This is a genomic window from Mycoplasma sp. 4423 (assembly GCF_054353855.1).
Genome location: NZ_JBTHHJ010000002.1, coordinates 50,597 through 73,242 on the forward strand (window position 1 = coordinate 50,597; position 22,646 = coordinate 73,242).

At 28.0% G+C, this 22,646-nt stretch carries 12 protein-coding genes; 6 read left to right on the plus strand and 6 right to left on the minus strand.

All coding sequences use genetic code 4. The features are described from left to right. Positions 1–101 precede the first annotated feature (101 nt). Both ACXYRN_RS00670 and ACXYRN_RS00675 read right to left on the minus strand, forming a co-directional pair. A complete protein-coding gene (locus tag ACXYRN_RS00670; RefSeq protein ID WP_458607294.1) occupies positions 102–4,523 on the minus strand; it encodes a PolC-type DNA polymerase III in 4,422 nt (1,473 codons plus the stop codon). A 1-nt stretch (position 4,524) separates the two neighbouring features. After that, on the minus strand, positions 4,525–5,532 hold the full coding sequence (locus tag ACXYRN_RS00675; protein WP_458607295.1) for a phosphatidate cytidylyltransferase: 1,008 nt from the start codon (positions 5,530–5,532) through the stop codon (positions 4,525–4,527). 70 nt (positions 5,533–5,602) lie between these two features. Here ACXYRN_RS00675 and ACXYRN_RS00680 point away from each other — a divergent pair, with 70 nt between their 5' ends. The 6 genes from ACXYRN_RS00680 (at position 5,603) to ACXYRN_RS00705 (ending at position 17,100) form a co-directional block, all read left to right on the plus strand. Continuing rightward, on the plus strand, positions 5,603–6,346 hold the full coding sequence (locus tag ACXYRN_RS00680; protein WP_435130382.1) for a phosphotransferase: 744 nt from the start codon (positions 5,603–5,605) through the stop codon (positions 6,344–6,346). 19 nt (positions 6,347–6,365) lie between these two features. Then, positions 6,366–6,719 carry a hypothetical protein gene (locus ACXYRN_RS00685; RefSeq protein ID WP_458607296.1) on the plus strand — a complete coding sequence of 118 codons (354 nt, stop codon included), beginning with the start codon at positions 6,366–6,368 and terminating at the stop codon, positions 6,717–6,719. Positions 6,720–6,780: 61 nt separating this feature from the next. Beyond that, positions 6,781–7,335 carry a hypothetical protein gene (locus ACXYRN_RS00690; protein WP_458607297.1) on the plus strand — a complete coding sequence of 185 codons (555 nt, stop codon included), beginning with the start codon at positions 6,781–6,783 and terminating at the stop codon, positions 7,333–7,335. Between the two features lie 45 nt (positions 7,336–7,380). Continuing rightward, positions 7,381–10,077 carry a cation-translocating P-type ATPase gene (locus ACXYRN_RS00695; RefSeq protein ID WP_458607298.1) on the plus strand — a complete coding sequence of 899 codons (2,697 nt, stop codon included), beginning with the start codon at positions 7,381–7,383 and terminating at the stop codon, positions 10,075–10,077. Between the two features lie 43 nt (positions 10,078–10,120). Then, complete coding sequence (locus tag ACXYRN_RS00700; RefSeq protein ID WP_458607299.1) at positions 10,121–11,749, plus strand: hypothetical protein; 1,629 nt, start codon at positions 10,121–10,123, stop codon at positions 11,747–11,749. 20 nt (positions 11,750–11,769) lie between these two features. Next, the gene (locus ACXYRN_RS00705; protein WP_458607300.1) at positions 11,770–17,100 is read left to right on the plus strand and encodes a hypothetical protein; all 5,331 of its coding nucleotides are present in this window, start codon (positions 11,770–11,772) and stop codon (positions 17,098–17,100) included. Between the two features lies 1 nt (position 17,101). On the opposite strand, the gene ACXYRN_RS00710 is transcribed toward ACXYRN_RS00705, so the two are convergent. The 4 genes from ACXYRN_RS00710 to ACXYRN_RS00725 are packed head-to-tail and all read right to left on the minus strand — an operon-like array spanning position 17,102 to position 22,503. Further along, positions 17,102–17,764, minus strand: coding sequence for a hypothetical protein (locus tag ACXYRN_RS00710; protein ID WP_458607301.1), 663 nt, complete (start codon positions 17,762–17,764; stop codon positions 17,102–17,104). Continuing rightward, positions 17,757–18,770 (minus strand): hypothetical protein, encoded by a 1,014-nt coding sequence (locus ACXYRN_RS00715; RefSeq protein ID WP_458607302.1) that lies wholly within the window; start codon positions 18,768–18,770, stop codon positions 17,757–17,759. The genes ACXYRN_RS00710 and ACXYRN_RS00715 overlap by 8 nt, the downstream gene beginning before the upstream one ends. Further along, positions 18,770–20,056: a glucose-6-phosphate isomerase gene (locus tag ACXYRN_RS00720; RefSeq protein ID WP_458607303.1), complete on the minus strand. Its 1,287-nt coding sequence runs from the start codon at positions 20,054–20,056 to the stop codon at positions 18,770–18,772. Before ACXYRN_RS00720 ends, ACXYRN_RS00715 begins: the two co-directional genes overlap by 1 nt. A gap of 8 nt (positions 20,057–20,064) precedes the next feature. Then, entirely contained in the window at positions 20,065–22,503 is a 2,439-nt protein-coding gene (locus tag ACXYRN_RS00725; protein WP_458607304.1) for a putative immunoglobulin-blocking virulence protein, read from the minus strand. Positions 22,504–22,646 lie beyond the last annotated feature (143 nt).

Sequence of the window (22,646 nt, forward strand, 5' to 3'; positions counted from 1 at the left end):
TTTACATGTTATTTTAAGTATACAAAAATATTAGCAAATTCTACAGATTTTATTATTCATTTTACAAAAACCTGTATGAACAAAATACATGTTTTGTTAGATTAAAATAAAGTCATTTGATCATTTTCCTGCAAGTGATCTAGTATTTTAAGTTCTAATAACCTTTTATACAAAGTTTGATTGATTCCACTTCGTGTTTTAAAGTCTTCACGTGATTTAAATTTCATTTCAGAACGGGCAGCAACAAGTTTTTCGGCAGCAGCAATACCTAAACTCTTAATAGTTGTAAATGGAGGTATTAGACAGTTATTTTCATAATCAATAACTCATTCCTTAACTTTTGAAATTTCTAAATTTATATTACTGATGCTAAATCCACGAGCATAGCATTCACGTGCTATTTCTAAGGTAGTTAGAAGTTGTTTGTCATTCACTTTAGGATTTACCAATGCATTTAATTCACGAATTTTTTCATTTATTTTATGCATCCCAATATCTTCTACTAAGGTATCTAAGTCAAATTCTTCAACACGAGTACTAAAATAAGTTGCATAATACTCTAACGGTTTATATAATTTAAACCAAGCAACACGTCATGCCATTAAAACATAAGCAGTAGCATGTGCTTTTGGAAACATATATTTAATTAATTTCATACTTTTTATTGCTCATTCAGGTACATTATGTGTTCGTAATTCATTTTCTTCTTCAGGTGTTAATCCTTTCCCTTTACGCACTTTTTCCATAATGTTGAATGAATAAAGTGGATCAACACCAAGCGAGATAAGAAAATTCATAATATCATCGCGACAGGAGATAACTTCGTTCAATGACATACCGTGTTCTTTAACTAAATCCTGTGCATTACCTTTTCATACATCGGTTCCGTGTGAAAGGCCAGAAAGCGAAATTAAATCAGCAAATGATTTAGGTTGTGCTTCAGCAAGCATTTTACGAACAAATTGTGTACCAAATTCTGGTAATCCTAATGCTCCAGTTGTTTCATTACCGATGTCATCTGGTTTGATGTTCATAGCTTTTGTTGAATAAAAAAGCGACATCACTTTTGCATCTTTTTTAGGAATGTCAGTTTTGACATTTAAACCTGTTAAAGTCTCTAACATTTTAATTGCTGTAGGATCAACATGTCCTAAAATGTCAAATTTTATAACATTATCATGAATTGCACGATAATCTAAATGTGTAGTTTTTCAATCTAATTTAATATCATCAGCAGGGAAATTAATCGGGGTGAAGTCTTCAACACTAAATTGATTTGGTATGATAATGATTCCACCCGGATGCTGTCCAGTTGTGCGCTTGACACCTTCTAATTTAGTTGATAAAAAGTCAATAAAATCGTTTGAGTATGGAATATTAAATTCTTCAGCCATATTTTTTATATAACCGAAACCTGTACGTCCTTGTATTGTTGAGATTGTCCCAGCACGAAAAGTTTTATCTTGACCAAAGATATGTTTGATTTCATCATGAATATTTTTTTGATAATCACCTGAGAAGTTTAAATCAATATCAGGAACTTTATCGGCATTAAAACCTAAAAAAGTTTCAAACGGAATTGAATTGCCATCTTTATCCATAATAGTTGCACATATAGGACAATTTTTATCATCTAAATCAAAGCCGGATGTGGTAGGTGGATTTTCAACTAATTCAAAATGCTTGCATTTATCACAAATATAATGTGGTGGAAGAGGATTTACTTCGGTAATACCCGCTAAAGTTGCAACTAAAGAAGAACCGACACTACCACGACTTCCTACTAAATACCCGTTATCAAGTGATTTTTTAACCAAAAGATGTGAAATTCAGTAGATCACATCAAAGTCATATTTTAAAATGGGATCTAATTCACTTTTGATGCGTTCTGAAATAATTTGTGGTAAATTTTCTCCATATTTATCTTTTGCAGTCTGATAAACTAAATTCTTAAGTTTTTCTTTTGAGTTTTCAACTGTAGGTGTATACAATTTATCTTTAATAACAACGATGTCATCATCAATCATCTGTGAAATTTTATGGCTGTTATCAATTACAATTAGCTTAGCTAATTCAAAATTTAAATAACTAAAGCCTTCAAGCATTTGTTTGGTATTTAAATAATATAAATCGGGGATAACAGTAAAATCAATTCGTTTTATTATGTCTTTTTGATTATCATCTTCATTATCTTTGCTACGTTCTTCTTTGCTATTTTTGGTTTTAAGTAAAAAATGACGACTTCCACCTAGGCCTTTTGCATAAACAAGACTCTTATAAAAAATTTGATCATTAGGATTTTCATAACGACAATCCCCGATCGCTACAACAATTTTGTTTTTTGAAAGTGCTAATTTGATAACTTGTTTCAAAAGATTTTCAATCTGTTCTTTTGTATATTCAGTGTTTATATATAAATGTTTTAATGCATCAATATGCGGAATTTCGATATAGTCACAGCGATCTATAACTTCATTTATTTTCAAATCTGATGAATATATTAGTGCATTAATTAATTCACCTTTTAGTCCACCAGAACCTATTAGAATATTCTTTTTACCCTGTAAATCATTATAAAAAAGTTTTGGTTGTCCTCAAAATCTTTGTGTTAGAGTCATTGAAACCAGCTGAAAAAGTTCTTTTAATCCCAACTGATTCTTAGCCAAGATGCTGTATTGATAATTTGAACGAACTTTTTTATAAAATGCTTCAGGATTAGGTAAATAATGATATAAATCACCTAGTGTCAATACTTGTTGTTGTTGAAAACTAAAAAGCGATTGAATAAAAGCAAGAGAAAGTATTTCTGCATCATAGTCAGCACGGTGTGCTACAGATGAGTTGTATTCAACATTGAAATAACTGCAAAAATCTCCTAATGAGTGCTTGTTTTTATCAGAAAATAAAAGTCTAGAAATCATCAATGAATCGATAAAAACTGTATTAGGAAGTTGCATATTATTATCGATAAATTTTTGTAAGATAAAATGCATATCGAAATTAGCATTGTGTGCTACAGCGATTTTGTTATTTAATAAATTATAGATTTTTTGCAATCCTACTTTCAAATCTAATCCATAATCATCCAGCATCGATTGAGTTATATTGGTAAGTTTTTGAGTAAATTCAGAGAGCTTACTGTTGCATTTGATAAAAAATTGTTCACTACCTATTTTTTTACCATTTTGAACTACAGTAGCACCAAATTCAATTATTTCACCTAGTTTGGGAGAAAGTGAAGTTGTTTCAATATCGAAAATCACATATTCACTTTCAACTAATTTGATATGTGCATCAAAGTCTTTTGTTAATATTATTTGGTTATTTTCATTTATTAAATCTAAACTTGCTCCATAAATAGGTTTTATTCCTGCTTTTTTTGCTTCAGCAACAAATTTGGGGAAAGATTGCACACTATTTGAATCTAAAATAGCCACTGCTTTATGTCCCATTTGTTTAGCAATTTTAACTATATCAGCTGCATCAAAGACACTGTCCATTGCATTCATCTTGGATTTTGTATTTAATTCGATTCTTTTTTCTTCATTATCATCAACTCTTAGTGAAATAGGATTATTAATTTTTGTAATTGAATAAATTCTTAATGTTCGACGGTATTCAGCACCAACTTGTTTGAAAATTAATACCCCGTTGATTTTGACAAAATCATTTATTTTAAAGGTTTCAACTTGTTCTGCATCATTGTTTAGATATTGAATACATTGCAACGCATCTGAAAAATCTGTTATAAAGTACTTATTAATTTTGTAATTTGCATTATCAGATATATCGGTTTTATAAATCATTCCTTCAACACTAATATAATGCTGTTCTTTATTGTGGTCTAAATTATCAATATCCTTGATTGATGTTTTATAATACTCTTTTGATTTTCTTTTGATTAACGGTTTATTGCTATTTTGTGCAGGGATTTCAACTCTAACTTGTTCTTCTTTGAGTTTTTGATATACTAAATTTAAATCAACATCAGGGATCTCTTCTTCAATAACTTTTTCATAAAATTGAGATCCGATTTGAAATTTCAATAAACCAAATTCGTGCATTTTTTTAGTTAAAAATTCAATTGCTTCAACTACCTCGTACTTAATACTTGCATCATCGTATAAAATAAATCACTTTTGATTTTCATGATTTACATAAAGATTTTTAGGTGTTTGATTTAGCATGTTATCCAAATTTACAAACATTTTACTTTTTGTTTTTGACTTAATAATAGTGGTAATATAATCACGAAACATCGGAGCATCGATAACATAGTCATTAATGCTATAAATAACACGGTATTTGCTTCCTCGTTCGCTTTTTAATGCTTTTAGAAGCTTTACTAAATCAGTTATTTTTGGTGCATATGGTAGCTTTAAATCTACTTCGATAATTCTTTTTGAATTTCGTGTTTGCAGTTCTGAAATTGCAGCAATGTATGCTTCAGAAAATGCTTCAATATTTCCTAAACCAATTTCTGAAGCAAAGTTTGCAAAGGTGCGATCTTTGTAAAAACTCATTTTATCCCCTAAATAATGCTAAAAATGTTCAAATAAAGAAGATTAGTGAAATACTATCGATTCGATCAACAATTCCACCGTGACCTGCTAAAATTCTCGAAAAATCTTTTATTGCTAATTTACGTTTTATAAAAGAAAAATATAAATCACCTGTAATTGCAGCAATTGGCGCTAATGTAAGTAAAATAACTATTGCAGCAGTGGTATTTTTAGATGAATTTAGAACAGATGCAACATCGGTATTAATATCATACCCCTTTGCAACTCCAAAATAAGCATAAATAAACACAAAACTAATTATTAGTGCAGCAACATACCCTACAAAAGCACCTTCTCAAGTCTTTTTAGACGAAATTAATGGTGCCATTTTATTTTTAAACATCTTATGTCCTAGGTATTTTCCACCAAAATATCCACCTATATCCGAACTAACAGCGATTAAAATAAATAAGAGGATATATTCTAAACCAGATGAAACAGTGTTTAAAAATAAAAATGTTTTTATGAAAAAACTTAATATTAAACTAGTTAGTAAAAACAACAATGCCTTTAAAAATAATTCTGTAAAATAAAGATTTTTGATAATGATAATTCTAAAGATAATAAAAATAAGAACATTAACCAATAACATCAAGTGTGCTTGTCAATCAGTTCATAATCTTAATTCAAAAGCATCCAAACTGCTTATATTACTTGATGTGATAACTAAGTTTAAAAAATTAGTTCCTAAAAACATTAATGAATTTAGCAACAGTGCTTGAATAGCAGCATAAATTTTATGCTGTAAAAAGGCTAAGGAAACTTCAAAAAAGATTCAATATGCAAAAATGAAAACAAAAATCAATGCTATTGCTCGCACTGCTCAAAAACCACCTAATGAGCTTTGATATAATGGATATGATCAATAAAAACTATATCGTGTTAGCACCAATAAAGCAACTAATGCAATTAACATTATTAATGCAGGGATTAATCTAGATTTTAAAAAACTCTCTTTATTTATAGACATAATTAATATTATACATTTTATGCTTTGAATTTTTATTTAAATATATAATATTTTAAAATAAAGGAGTAAAATGGAAAAAATTAATATCGGTTATACAAATGAATCATATCACGATGGTGATTATTTTTTGCAATATAAAAAGTTTGATAAATTTAATCATAAACTTGATTATAGCATCCTTTCAGTGTTTGATTTTGTACCAAAATTACTTGAAAATGATCAAAATCATTCAAAATGGGAGTTTATTAAAAATGTAAAGGTAGATTTTAGCACATCTGATTTACATCAAATTGCTGATAACTTTCGTAAATTACATGATTCAGGTTTAAAATTTCCAAAAACTAATCATGCGGCACGTGTTAAAGAATACCGTCGCATTATAAGAGACAAAGGCTTGAAAGTACCTGTTATCGATGAATATTATAAACGCATCAATAACATCCTTTCTCATAGCGAAAATAATCGTCCATTGCATAATGACTTATGATCTGGCAATATAGTTAAAGATGAACAAGGAAAAATTTATTTTGTAGATTGAGAATATGCATCTATGGGTGATAAGCATTTTGATTTAGCATACTTTATTTGTGGTTCATTTTTAAATCCAGAACAAGAACAAATTTTCTTAGATCGTTATGAAAATTATTGAGAAGAATATTTAATTCAACAAAAAATCTTTGTTTATTACCTTGTAATTTTGTGAATTAATGAAAAAGATAATAAACCTTATGATGATAGTGCATCAGTTGCGAAACTTAAAGAGATGGTGCAATTATACGAGTACAAAAAAGCTAATAATTTATTCAAAAAATAAATTTTGCTAAAATAAAAATATGATATTTAATTTGAATGATTTGTTTATGTATTTTGATGTAGACGTTCCAGGTAGAGCAGCAGAAAAAATACCTAAAAACACCTTAATTCCCTTGGGAGTATTATTTGTTATTTTAGCATTAATTTGTTTTGTAATTTATGCTAAATATTCCATAGCAAAAATTCGTAATTATAAGCAGTTACAAATGGATGAATATAATCGTGATAACCCTAGAAACAAAAAAACTACTTATGAAGCAACCGGAATGTATTTACCTGCTTGGCAGCGAGCAAAGTATAATATTCCATTATTTTTAGGTGTAGTTTTTATCGCATCTGCATTTATTATGTTTATGTTGTTGTTAAAAAGTTAATAATATCCTTAATATAAAATAAAAAATAGTTATAATTTTTATATATAAGGATAAACAAATTATGGATAAAAAACAAAAAAGAATATATTTTTTGACTTGAGGTTTTTTTGGGTTATTTATTTTACAACAATTAATTGCAACTGTTTATATAATTATTTTATTTGTAGGAATAATAAAGAGTATAAGTGATGATGAAAAATTAAATGAAACAGAAACAGGATATAAAATTTTGAATTTTTTAGCTGATTCTTCATCCCCTGTAGCAATTGTTTCTTATGTTATTTTTGCAATTATGTTTATTATTGGTATAGTTACCTTGGTTTTCCTTTATCACGATGATTTTCAAAGTATTCAAATGCAGAAAATTAAGAAATTATGACCTTTTATGTATGCTTTGCTTGCACTTAGCATTGCATCTCATAATATTCCATACCTTAATTATGTCAGCACATTAGGATTATTAGGTATTTTTGCATTAGGTGGAATAATAATACATAACTTTAGAATGATAAATAAAATTAAAATAGTTAATGATTTAAATATAAATAGTTCTTATCCTAATATTAATTTAGATATAGAAGACATTGATATAGAAACAAAAGATAAAATAGAATAATAAAAACACATTAATTTGTGTTTTTATATCTAAGAAAGGAGAGTTTTGAATCAAGATATTATTTATAGTGGTTTAACATCACAACAAGCAAAACAAAAACAACAAGAAAATGGATTTAATAAAATTACTAGTGAAAAAAAATTAAATATTTTTAAAGTTTTTATATCACAATTTAAAGACTTTATGATTATTTTGCTTTTAATTGCTGCAGCTTTTTCATTTGCAGTTGCAATATATGAAACAGTAAGTAAAAATTCTAAAAGTCAAACGGATATTATTGTTGGATTTATTGAACCTTTAATTATTTTAATAGTGATAGTTTTAAATTCGATTTTAGGTACATATCAAGAAATAAAAAGTGATCAAGCAGTTAAAGCATTAGAAAAAAACAATCAATTGATTTCTAAAGTGTATCGTGATGGACAACTGATGCATTTACCGGCTGAAGAATTGGTTGTAGGTGATATTATTGTTTTAGATGCAGGAGATTATGCCGGAGCCGATGCAAAAATATTGCAAGCTTACTGTGTTAATGTTGTTGAAGCGGCCTTGACTGGTGAATCATTACCTGTTGAAAAAAACGCATTAGAAGATAATCAACATCAAAATATTATTGAAAATACCAATCGCGTTTTTGCGGGAACTTATTTAACTAACGGACACTGTGTTGCAGAAGTAGTCGCAATTGGAAAAGACACTCAAATAGGTAATATTAATAAACTGATTCAAGAACAAAAACCGCAATTTACTCCTTTACAAATTAAACTTAATAAATTAAGTAAACTTTTTGGAATATCAGGTGTTGTTTTATTAGTTATAACAACAGTTATTCAGTTTATTATTTCAAATGTTTTCACAAACATTTGAAATAACCCAGAAGTTTATTCTAATGCTGTAATAATAGGGATTTCACTGGCTGTTGCTGCTATTCCAGAAGGATTGATTACTTTTACAACTGTGTTATTGGCTATTGGTGTAGCAACAATGACTAAAAAACATGTCATTATTAAAGCATTTCCTGCAGTTGAGACCTTAGGAGCTACTAGTGTAATCTGTTCAGATAAAACCGGAACACTTACTGAAAATAAAATGACTGTAATGCATTTATATGATGCAATTGATCCAGATGTTCCATATGAAAAATCTTCGGCATTAGGTGCTTTTGTTGCTTGTTGTGATGCTAGTGTGCAAATAGGAGAAAATGGAGAATACATTGAAGTAGGGGACCCAACCGAAACTGGAATACTTAGGTTTGGACTAGATAACCAAAACTCTGCTCAGATGTTTTATCAAGCTTTTCAAAAATTAGATTCACTTCCTTTTGATTCAGATCGAAAAACAATGTCAGTTTTGGTAAAGAATCCGAAAGGAGAAAAAATTCTAATAACTAAAGGTGCCCCTGATGTAATTTTTGCTAAGAGCAAGGATGCTAGTGAATATCAATACCAATTAAATGAAAGTTGGGCACAAAAATCTTACCGTGTAATCGCAGTTGGTTATAAAAAAATGGATGCAAGTGCTGAAAAAATTACATTTGATGATGAAAATAATTTAGTCTTTTTAGGACTTATCGCAATGCAAGATCCACCTCGGGCAGGAGTTAAAGAAAGTATTGAAATAGCAAAACAAGCTGGTATCCACCCTGTTATGATTACCGGTGACCATCTTACTACTGCTACAGCAATAGCTACTGATTTAGGAATTTATAAATATGGTGATAAAGCTATCACAGGAGCTCAATTAGCAACGATGACTGATGATGAGTTATATAAAAATGTTCGTAATATTAGTGTCTATGCTCGTGTGTCACCGACTGATAAATTAAGAATAGTGAAAGCTTGACAAGGTTATCATGAAGTAGTAGCAATGACTGGTGATGGAGTAAATGATGCTCCTGCTTTAAAAGCATCCGATGTTGGTGTTGCAATGGGGATTACAGGGACTGATGTATCAAAACAAGCAGCAGATGTGATTTTGACTGATGATAACTTCACTACAATTGTTAAAGGAATTAAAAGTGGTCGCGAAACATATAATCGCATCAAAACTGTTATTTTAAACCTTTTAGTTTCTTCATTAAGTGAAATTATTGTAATGATTATCGGATTGTTTGTTTTATCAATTATCTTTAAAAAACACATAGCGGATGCTGAAGTAATAGTGCTATCGGCTTCACAACTTTTATGAATTAACTTATTAACTCACGGACTACCAGCGATTGCACTAGGTATGACACCAAGCAATTTAGATGTGATGCAGCAAAAACCGATTAATAAGAACCAGAGTATTTTTGCAAATGGGTTATGAAAGCAATTACTTATTCAAAGTGTAATTATCTCAATTGGTGCTCTATTAGCATATTTGACAGCTGCTTTAGTGGCCATTTCTAATAACATCAAAGGCGATGATTTTATCAAACTGACATCTACTGCAACATTCATTGCCTTAGGAGTTGGTGCAAGTATTAATTCAATTAATTTGATGTCTGTAAAATCTATCTTTAGATGTAATATTAAAGAATATAAATTAGTTTATGCAGCATCACTATTTTCATTGATTTGTGTAATCTTTGTAGCATTTATACCTGGAATAAGAGTAGCATTTAAAATGGCTGATATCTCTAAGATAACTAATTATAATGTTGCATATTGGTTAGCACCGATATTATTTGGATTATTACTTACTATATATTTTGAAGCAAGCAAACTAATAAAATGATACAAAAAACCTAAAACTGCATAGTTTTCTATGTAGTTTTTTAATTTCATAGTGATATAATTTTACTATGAAATTAGTTGTAAATTTAGATAATAATGCAGATAAAAATCTTCATGTTTATATAGCAAAACAAAAGAATTATGATGGTATGGATAAAATGACTAATGTTGTGGATTTAGGATTATATACTAAATTAAGTAAAAAATATCCATGACATATACCATTGATTGAATCTGCTATTAGTGATTATGATTTAAAAAATATAGTTAATGAAGATTACACAGATTTAAAAGCATATATTGAAAACGCTTTATCGGAAGCAAAATTAACTTATCCAACTAGAAATCCTAATGAATTATGATTAACAAAACTAATTAATAACATCGGTTTGTTTGATCATTTTAAATATGATAAAGATGATTTAAAAAACACTGTGACTATGACATTACTTAATTTGTTTTTAACAGATGTAAGGGGAGCATCGGATAAATTAATTGAACTTGATAAAATATATAAAAAATCAGACTACAAAGATAATATATACATAAAAGCACTTAATAATATTTGAAAGAATCATAAAATATTATATAAAAATGTTCAAAGAATTAGTGAGCAAATGACAGATAGCAAAATTTTATATGTTGCAGTTAAACCTATGACATATGCAGAATTCGATAATTCTAAAAAAGCAGGAACAAAATACTCCTATAATGATTTTTGACGAACCCAAAAGAATGTTGTTGCGGCTTTTAACAAGTTAGGTGCTCCTGTGTTTGTGCAAACTTATAATGTAACTTTTGGTGATGAATCCCAGTATCTTACCGACTTTTTAGATGCTTATTTAAAAATGTTTCCTAATTCAAATCCAACATTTTCAATAGAAAAAGAAATGATAACTGAAGAAAATATTCATTATATGCTTGAAAACAATATAAATTTCATTACATCAATTTCTGCATTTTATGGTGATCGTTCAGATTTTGATTACATTCTGGATCAAGGTGATTATAAACATTTTAAAGATGGAAGTAAAGAAAAACAAAGAGACAAAAAACTACAAATTGATTCAAAAACGTATGATATTAAACAGGTTATAATTTGAAATAAAAAACTTGAACATGAAGATCAGATGTTAAGGAATGAATTTTTAGAAGATTATGAAAATACTGCTGAAGATGAGAGAACTTTGGGTAATTTATCAGGATATGATTTAGGACGCTTTTTAGATGAAGACCCAATAATGGATCTCGATTTAGAATCAATTGAGAAATCAAAGGAACTCGATGGTTATTTGGTTTATAAAACTAATTTAATAGATATTACTGCATCGATGATTAAAAAGGTTGATTCAGATGCAAAACAAGTTCTAAAAAATGTTGACTTATTTGAAGATGATATTCGAAATGAATTTTGGTATATATATCAAAAAAACCACTATGATGCATATAATTTATTGATTTGTTTAGCAAGTTTTTTAAAAGAATATATTATGTATCTGCTTGATAAAAATTATCCGAATAAGAAATCAAAATATACAAGAGCAAAACTTCAAGTGATGCTAAAGGCACTGCAAGCAAAATCTGTATTTAATCAGACTACAAATAAAGTTATATCTTACCAACTACCAAAAGAAAATGATACAAAGCCTGAATGAGAACTTTATAATGATATTTTCAACATTATAAATAAGGATTAAACAACTGAATAAGGACTGTTATGAAAAAGAAATTATGAACTATAAGCCCACTTGTTTTAGCAACATCAATTATAACTATTGCGTGTGCAAATAATTCGGATAAACAACCACATTTAAAAGATATTGTAGTTGTTTCAACAAGTTCAAATAATGCACTTATATCAATACAAATCGATAATTTATTACCAAATAAAACTTATAATCTAGAAGTAAAATTAAGTAATGGAATTTCTAAGCATATTAGTGTTAATTCTAATAAAGCTATTAAAGTTACAATTGATAATTTAACAGCTAATACAACATATCATATCAATTCAATTTTGCTTGATTCGCAAAATATTATTAACAATAATAATCAAAAAATTACTTTTACAACTAAAAAATCTGATGATCAAAGTATGTTTGATTTTAATGATGCAACATTTAATGTTTTAAAAACTGATGCAAATTCTGCATCGGTTGTTTTGGATTTTATAGCAAAGAATTTTCGAAATAATAATGTGCAATTTAAAGTAGTTTTAAATAATGACAAAAACTATGATGCAACTTATGTTTTAGATGACAATAAGATTCGTTTAAGCATTAATGCCAGTGGTTTGAGTGCTAACACAAGTTATTATGTTAAATCTATTTTATTAGTTAATCAAGAACAAAGCAAAGAAATTTATAAAAATAGCGATGCTAATAAGTTTGCTTTTCAAACAACATCTATTGATACAATAAATCCTGCCTTAAAATCTGTAAATATATCAGATATAACAAAAAATAGTGCAAATTTAAATGTTGCTTTTAACAATTTGCAAACAAATACACAATATAATCTTAAAATTAAATTCACCAATGGAATGCAAAATGATTTCTTGTTAACATCTCAAAATGCTACATTCTTGATTGATAATCTTCAAACCAATACAACATATCAAATTGCTCAAATTCTACTTAATAACCAAGAAGTTATTACATCAGATAATCAAAAAATATCTTTTAAAACATTAGATGATATGCAAACTAACCAGCCACAACAAAAAGAGTATAAATTTAATTTTGATAATGCAGTTTTTAAAACAAGTGAAATAACAACAAATTCAGCTAATGCATCGATAACTTTTAATAGTGAAAATTTTAATAATTCAGATGTAAATTCAACATTTAAAGTGATATTAAATAATGATCAAATCTATAATGCTAGTTATAATGTTATCGATTTAAATCAAATTAAATTAACTGTAAATGCAACTAATTTGAAAGCTAATACAAATTATTTTGTCAAAAGCATTTTATTTTCTAATGGTAGTAGTAAAGTTATATATACCAATAACTATTCTAATAAATTTAGCTTCAAAACTAAAGCGAATCCTATTTTAAGAAGTATTAAAACAACTGATATAAAATCACATAGTGTAAATTTATCGTTAGATTTACAAAATTTGGAACCTAACAAAGAATATAATCTTAAAATTCGATTCAAAAGTGGATTTGATAAGGATTTTGTTGTAAATAACAACACATCTTCTTACCAAATTAGTGACCTTGCTGCTAGTTCTACATATCATATTTCACAAATTTTATTAAATAACATCGATATAATCACTTCGGATTCCCAAAAAATCTCTTTTACAACTTTAACAGATAACTCTAACAATTCTGAGTCAAAACCAAATGAATATCATTTTGACTTTAATAATGCACAATTTTCGTCATCTGAAATAACTACAAATTCTGCTAATTTATCTTTGAATATCCAAACAAAAAATTTTAATACTATTAAGCCGAATTTAACTTTCAAACTTATATTGAGTAATGATTACCGATACAATGCTACTTACCAAATTCTAAGTCCTAATCAGCTAAAACTAAATATTAATGCAGATAACTTAAGTGAAAATACAAGTTATTTTATTAAATCTATTTCATATAATGAAGATAATCAAGATCATTTAATTTATAGCGATTCAAATAACAAATTTAATTTTAAAACCTTGTCATTACCAGATCAAGTAACTAATGTTAATATTTATCATAGTTCGCTATTGGTAGAACCAAATTCAAATGCTAACAACCAAGTTGATGTAACTATAAATAACATAAAAGATATTTATCAAAATAAATCTGCAAGAATAGTATTAACAAAAAATGGGAGTGATATTTATAGCAGTGAAATAACATTAAATAATGCAACAAATTATACTTTTACAATAAACAATCTTTCGAATGGAACATATACATTTAAAAACTTTCAAGTAAATATAAATGGAAATTGAAAAACATTTGAAAATAGTTTCTCAGGCACATATTCATTTACTGTCACAGAAAAAAAACCACAAAAAGAAAATACTGCACCAGTTTCAAATAATGATATCAAAAACTATGGTAACATTTTTACCTTGCAAAATGCTAATCTTATTTCAGGCAATGATTTAAATATTAATACATCTAATGATTTTCATGAATTGAATAAAGATACATTAAAAACAAAAGATTCTTATTATCCTATATATTTTAATTATTTAGATGCTCCTACTACTAAAACAAGTTCAAATGACACTGAAAACAAATATACTCAAACATCTAATGTAGATGTTTCTAGCATAAATGTTACAAATGATACAATAACTATAAATATTACTAACACATCGGAAGGCATAACATCTGCAAAAGCATTGGTAAAAAGTTTTGACCAATATAATCCTTGAGTAAAATACATTGATTTAAGTGTTAATAGTAATCAACTTTCATTTAATGCAAACAATCTAAGTAACTATCAAAATGACTATATTATTACCCAACTTGTTATTAATAATAATAAAGTAGCAACCTTTAATTTGCAGTCAAAATATAAGTTTTCTAAGAAAAATAATTCATTTGATAATTTAATGTTGCAAAACTTTGATATTTATAAAAATCAGAACACAAAAGAGATTTTTGCAACAACTTCATTTAATTGAACAACTGAACAAGTTAAAATTTTATCAGATAAAGTTTTTGTTTTCTACTTTGAAGTAGAGAAAAAAGTTTATAAAGAAGAAAAGAAAACAGATTTTCCATTTGGACCTACCGTTATTGTAAACAAAGATCAAGCCTTTGATGTTGAAAATGCTGTGCCAGCAAGTAAGAAAATTTATATCCCTTTTAAAGATTTATCTAAATTTTCACTCGCAGCCTTTCAAGAACAAATTAAGTATAAACTTAAATATATTGATGTAGTAAATAATAAAAGTTATCTAAATTTTATTCCAAGAAAAGAAGTTTCTAATAAGAACATTGAGTTTTCATATAATTTTGACTGAACATCAGAAAATAAACTTAAAAACCAACTTGACGATGGTTCATCTGTAAGTAAGGTAAAAAAGTATGATTTATTATCTACAACACATCAAAGCAACATTACTTTTTCACCTGAAAATTTCAATGCAGTTTTAGATTATAATTTTGATTATTTTAACTGAAAAACCAGATATAAAAATTCAAAAGAAAACCATCCAGACCGTAATTACACAATTACAAAAAATAATATAGCTCAAAAAATTCATTGATTTAAAACTCGAGAATATCTTAATGATTCAATTTTTAAATTAAGCGAAAATAATGCTACTGCATCTATTTCTGAAGATTTAAATTCAATTATTATCCCAAGTGATTTTGATAAAGAGAACATAATTTTCTGATTTGTTTTTGAACTTGATTTAAATCCAAGAGAGTTTAAGGATGCAAATGAATTTGATAATATTCATTCGCGTGTTAGAGTTCCTGTTTCTTTGAAAACCTTGCAAGAAAACCAATATATTGATGATGTTGATTTTATGTATGATTATGTTTCTGAAACACCTGCATTTCAACAAAGTCTGTATTCAAAAATTAAGAGCAATATTAAATTTAGTTTATCATTAACAAATGATCAACTTACATTAAAACTACATACAAGAAATAATAATATCCATTTTAATAACATCCTTGCTACACATAATCATTCAACTAGTCGCTCAGCATTTATTTCGAGAAATGAATTTTTTGTAAATTGAATTCAAAATGAAACTGATACAGATGAAAAAATTAAATTTAAACAAGCTAAGAAACTTGATAAAAACTCAATTCAGGGTTCATCAATTGGTTATAAAAATACATATGAATTAAAAACACATAATCAAACAGTTCAAAATATAGAAGCGAGAAATAATATTTTAGATGATGCACCTGCCAAGGATGACCGTTCAAAACGTTTATATAAAGAAGATTCAGTTAAACCAATCGAAGAGGGTAGATCCAGAGTGTTTAGTTTAAATGCTGATGCTGATGGAACTTGAAATATCTTTTCCAAAGTTAATGATAATCCTAATGATTTTCGTTATTATGCCTTTGTTAATTTTCATGTTTGAAACACCAATCGTCATTCAGGGATTGGAACTTGAACGCAACATCATAACGGATATGAAAGAATTGTAGTTCAACATCCTAAATTGATTTCTTCGACTAATATTAACAGACCAACCCAAGATCAACAAAACAATAAATATTTACCAATTTATACTGATAAACAAGCAAATAATGCTTCGGATGATACAAATGATAAAAAATTTACATATCCAAAACTAACACCTGATGGTGATATGTTTGATTTTGAAATACCAAGCAGTGAACAAGGAATAACTTTTGATTTATTTTTAGATTTTAGCGGACAAGTTCAAAATTCATATGGAAATTTTAAAAATACTGATGGAGAAATTATCAGCAGAAGCACAAATAATAACCTCGATGCAATTGTTGCTATTGTAGATTTCAAACCAATTTTTACAACCTTTGATGGTAAAGATTTGGATACATATAAATACAAAGAAAGATTGTTAACTCAGCATGAAAAAAATGCAATAAAGCACTTTCTTAATTTCAAAAACCTTAAACCATTAAACATTTCGGATTTATCTTTATATCTTAGTTCCTTTAATAATTTAAACTTCTATATAGCAACTCTACCTAAGGTTGTTACCTTAGGTAATCAAGAAAGTTATCCCGGATTACGCTATCGTGAATATTTAATCGGTAATAACCCGATTAAATATTATGGTAATGATAAAAGTACCATTGATGCTGTACGCCCTGCACTATGAGGAGAGGTTCCAGATTTTGACTGAGGAAGTGGTTCATCAGGTAGTGGGGTTTATGATAGCGATGGTAATGTAGTTGGTTTAGATAAGCAAGCCGGAAACTGAGGATCAAATAATTTTTTAGTTTTTGATACACAAAAATATGCATATTTAAAAAATCGTGGATTACCTTATAATCCAACTACTTTTGAGCAGGTTGTAAAGAAAATGGCATATTTATACCCTGATCAATTTAAGGATATCTTCAAATAGTTTATTTTACTTTTTGATAAGTCTTAAATTCAAAGAAATCATAGATTTGTGATGAATTTAAGACAAATGTCTTTTCAGAATTAATACATTCTTTAATCTTATTAATTTGATCAACATAGTAATTTCCATCCAAGATGACTAAGAATTTCACTTTGTCATCTTGATTTTTATTAGCATTTTCAATAAATATCATCACATCGTTTCTTTGATTATCTTGAGCACCACCTTTTTCATTGGTATATTTGAAAGTGAAATAAAAAATTATATCGTCTTTGATGAATTCAAAGTCGATACTTTTGTTTGTAATTTCATTATATTCACGATCAGATAAATTAAGGATGTTTCCGAAACTGTTGATAAATTTAGCATTCTTACCAGTTTTGGGTAATTTGTGGATGGTAACATTATAAAGTTGATTGTGAAAGTATTCGAGTAAAATATCTTCGTGGATGTTTTGTTTATTTGGATCTTTTGCATATCTTATTAGAGCAAAAATATCCTCATTTATGATTTTATCCTTAATAAAATCAACATCTAAATCATATCTATTTGCATCCTTATAAATTTTTTCTAGCAATGATTTATCATTTTGTATCAGCAATCTTTTAACATCCTTGATATTATGCATTCTTCTTTTCTTTAATTCTAAATCTCAGTTAATCATCATAACCACCTAATTCATAGACAACACTCATTATTCGTTTTGCCTCAGTCCAGCTAAGTCTACGACGGTATTTAAAGTCCTTTCTTAAACCTTTAAACGAAGATAAAAACACATCCTTAGTTTCGCAGCGATATTTAACTAAATAATCGTTTAATGCATTGATATATGCTTTTAATTGACTATCATCAAGATTTCAGTCATTAGGCAATTTAATTCTTGTATAACTTCGTGATGAATTATTGACATTTTTGCATTTTGAATCTGCTAACGAAAACATAATACTATCATTTTTTGTATTATCGATGCCATTTAATCATATTTGTCCGTTATTATCGTTAAAAACAAATTTATATTGATTTTGTGGTTGCTTTTGAAGTTGTTTTAACTCTTTATATCAACCGATAAAAACATCATTTTTATATACCAAAAAATCCTCAGTAGGATTTTTGTTAAACAAAGCAAGACAAACTGGACATTCAGTATCATTAAACATTTTCATTTGCAACGAAATTACTGCATATAAGCGACTTTTAAGATTTAAATTAGTTGATGTGATAAAAGTTTCAGGAATAATTGCGGCAACAAAATCAGTATGTTTAAGCATAATATCCAAAGCATATTTATATAAGTCATCATAACCACCAAAATCATTATTTATCTTAGAACCTGTTGCACTATTTTTTGCTAAATACGGTGGATTAGTAATAGCTAATTTATATCCTTTAGGATAGTTTTTTAATGAATCATTGATGTTAATTTGATATTTATCAAAATGATTAATTTGATTGTTGTTTTGATCATAAAAATGTTGAATATCAAAACATTTTCATGGGTTATTTAAATTAAGTTGTGATAACAAGAAAGGTATATTATTAGAACCCGCAAAAGGCTCTAAATATATGATATTATGGGATAATAAATTATTTTCTTTAAGTCACTTAAAGAAAATAATATTATCAAATGGATTACAAATAGTAAAGAATTGTCCTAATCGTTTTTTGTTCATTATTTCTTTTCTAGCATACTGAACATATTCTTTTTATATACTTCGACACCAGGTTGGTTGAACGGATTAACTCCTAATAAATATGCACTCATTGCTAATGCTCGTTCAAAGAAGATAAATAAGGTTCCTAAGGTTGCTTCATTAAATGTGTCAAATAACATATGAATTACAGGGATTTTACCACTGATATGATGTGCATTTGCAGTAGCATTAAAAGCAATGTTATTAACTTGGTGTAAATTATTTGAAGCTAGGTAATTTAGTTTGTCATAATAAATTGCTTCTTTTGAAAATTCAATGTTAGCAGAAGGATTTTCTAAGGTTAAAACAGTTTCAAAAAGAATTTTATTACCATCTTGAATCATTTGCCCTAGCGAGTGTAAGTCGGTAGAAAATAAGCAACTGGTAGGTCATAACCCTTTTCCATCCTTTCCTTCAGATTCACCAAACAGTTGTTTTCATCATTCTAAGAAGTATTGTAGTTTTGGTTCATATGAAACCATGATTTCGATAGCATAATTGTTATTATATAAATGATAACGAGCAGCAGCATATCAGTAAGCAGGATTTGATTCAAGTTTTGATTCAGAAAGTTCCTTATTAGTTTGGTTTGCTGCATCTAAAATTCCTTTTGCATCGATTCCAGCACATAAAAACGGGAATAAACCAACTGCTGTTAATACCGAAAAGCGTCCACCGACATCATCAGGAACAACAAACTTTTGATAACCTTTTAAGGTTGCTAATTCAAATAAAACACCTTTTTGTTTATCAGTTGTTGCAACTATATAATCGCTTGCTTGATCACCGATTTTACTTTCAAGCAATTTTCTAAATTCACGAAAAGCAATTGATGGTTCTAATGTGGTTCCGGATTTGGAAATTACATTAATAGCAAATTTTTTATCATCAACATATTTTAGTTTTGCAACTAATGTTTCTGCTGAAATATCATTTCCGGCAAATAAAAGTTCCATTTTAGGTTTTTTGCTTGAATAAGGTCCGTAGATAAAATCATAACCACTTTTAGCACCTAAATATGAACCTCCAATTCCAATGACAACAACAACTTCGATTCCAGTTTTAAATCAAAAATCGGCTTTCTCTTGCATTGCTTTAAATTCATCTTTATCATAATCAGCAGGTAGATTATATCAACCTAACCAATCTTTTTCAGCGACATTTTTGTTAACTATATCATTATGGATTTGAGATATTTTAGGTTGTAAGTATTTTAATTCTTCTAATGATGGGGCTTTTGAAAAATCTAATTTTAAGTGTTTCATATTTTCCTTTATGTGATTTCTAATGTATCTTGATCACTATATACTTGCACATTGTATCCGTTTTGTTGTAATTGTGCTGCTAAATTAGTAGCAATTTTATCAACTAAAATAGGTTTACTTGCAAATTCTTGGTATAAGGTTTTTGTTAATGTTCTTAATTCGGATAAACCGATTGATGTAAGTGTTCCGTTACCACTGATATATAATTGATTAGTTTCTCCGTTGCTAAAGGTAATTTTTGAATCTAGTTGAGGGGAATTAAGTACAAAGTTTTCATTAAATCCCGCATTATTAATATCGTCTGCAGTCATTGTAAAAATTTGCGAATTATTATATAACTTTAAACGACGGATTTTACGTGGTTTATTATTTGATGCTTTTTGATTATCAAAAAATATTAATCCTTTTAATGATTTAATTTCTGGTACCCTAGAAAAATCAAGTCCTTGAGGATATGAGTTATCTTTTTCTTTGGTATCTGGATCTAATCCAGATCCGTAACTACCTTGAAAGAATGGTTCATTGTTGCGAGTTCAATATACCATTCTTAAACCTAAATTAATTTCTTTATATGGATCAGAAGTATTTTTTAAATAATTTGATTCATCAAAAGCAATGGTATCAAAGATGATTCGTGTTGCTATCGGGATGTTCTTTTTATAGTTTTGGTTAGGATTATAATCATTAGTATTAATTCAAGCAACTTTGTTTAATGCTCAAGGGTTATAACTTCAAGCATCTAAAACAGGATTTCCATAGGTATATAAACCTAGTTCATCAATGTTTTTGTCTTTTAAAGCAATTAATGCAGATGTATTAGTTGCTGAAGCATCAAAGAATAATTGTAGTTGTGGAATATGATTAGGAAGCAATTTAAAGATATCAATATATTTTTGTGCAGCACTTGCTTTACCTAAGTTATTAAAGCGATATGAAGTAATTTGTATTTTATTTTCTTCAAGTTCTTTAATTAAAGAAGCTGTTTTTTGGTAAGCATTTGTATCATTCATATCAATATAGAGCGCATACCCTTGGTTGCGTAAGGTTGGGCTTTTGTCATCACGGGTATAATCATAAACTTTAATTCCGGGTGTGTTATTAACATATTTGCTAAAAATTGGTCCATTAGTTACATCGGTTTTAGTTCAACCTGGATAATTTCCTTCTTCTAAATTTCCTGGTGTGATAGCTTGTCAGTCATCATAACCAAAAGCTCTTTTGTATTTGTTATCTCTGGTAACTCTTGCAGTTACACGGTTAAATCCAGGAGGTAGTTCTTGTCCATAACTATCTAGTTCTCCATTTTCATTAATAAATACATTATCAGGATCAAGTGTGTAACCTTTTTTTAGAAAATCGATTGCTCTTTGTGAAAGATTAGTAAATTTGCTGCGATCGAGATGGAAAACAACATAAACTTTTTCTTCTATGAAGCTATTAAATTTACGTTTTAAATAGATATCACGATAGTTTTGTTTAATATATTGCAGATATCTTGGATCATTTTTATGTCTAATAATTTCTTCGGCAATTCTACCAAAACGATCATTTATTCCAGTTCAAAAACCTTTAGATAGTATATATGGAGCATTTTCAGATTCTGAATCATCGGTAGCATCTGCAATTTTACCTGCATTAGCATTAATCCCATCGATAGCAACCTTAGCATCTGCTGCAATAAGTTGTGGTGTTACTTCAACAGAGATAATTTTTCCGGTAGTAACATTTTGGTATCCTTTCGGATTGGCAATTCCATCTTCGATATCTTGTTTAGAATATTCATGTGGTATAACCTTAAAATCTACCTTAGCCCTTGCTGTTGTGTTTGCAATATTTATTTCTGTATAACCATCTCCGATTCCGTCAATGTTATACTGTGTATTTGTAATAGGTTGAGTAGGTTTTGGCGTTGTTGGTTGTTGTATAGGTTTAGGTTGCTCGACTATAACAGGTGCAGAAGGTTGTGGTTTGCTCTCTACTTTTTGCACAGGTGGTTTTTGTTTTATCGGCTCTTGTTTTACAGGTTGTGTAGTAATAACAACTGGTTTTTGTAAATCAATAGGTTTTTGTTGTGTTTGTGGTGGCTTAAAATCTGGTGCATTTATTATAATTGGCTCTTTTGGCTGTTTTGGTTGATTTTCAGGTTTTATGATAGGTTCTTTTGGTTGTTCTTTTTGTGGTTGACTTGGAGCGATATTAATAACAACCGGATTAGTAGGTTGCTCTTTAATTTTTTGCAAGTTATTATCTATATTTGATGAGTTTGCTAGATTGGTGTTTAATTTGTTTTCAGGAATTAATCTAGCATCTTGATTTGATAAATCAGTTTTGCTTCCACTTAGAATTTGAGCTGATGTTTGATAAACTACTGAAGCAATGCTGCTAGATAAAATTAAGCTACCAGAAATAGCTGCTAAGAGAATGAAATTCTTACGTTTATATGACATCTTAACCTCCATATAATTTATATATAAGTTATAACAAAAAAGCAGAATATCAAAAATTATTTTTTAAATATTTTTTGATTTTTTTATGCTATGATAAAGCAAAAAAACTAATTTACAATTATGTATATTTTAATGATAATAAA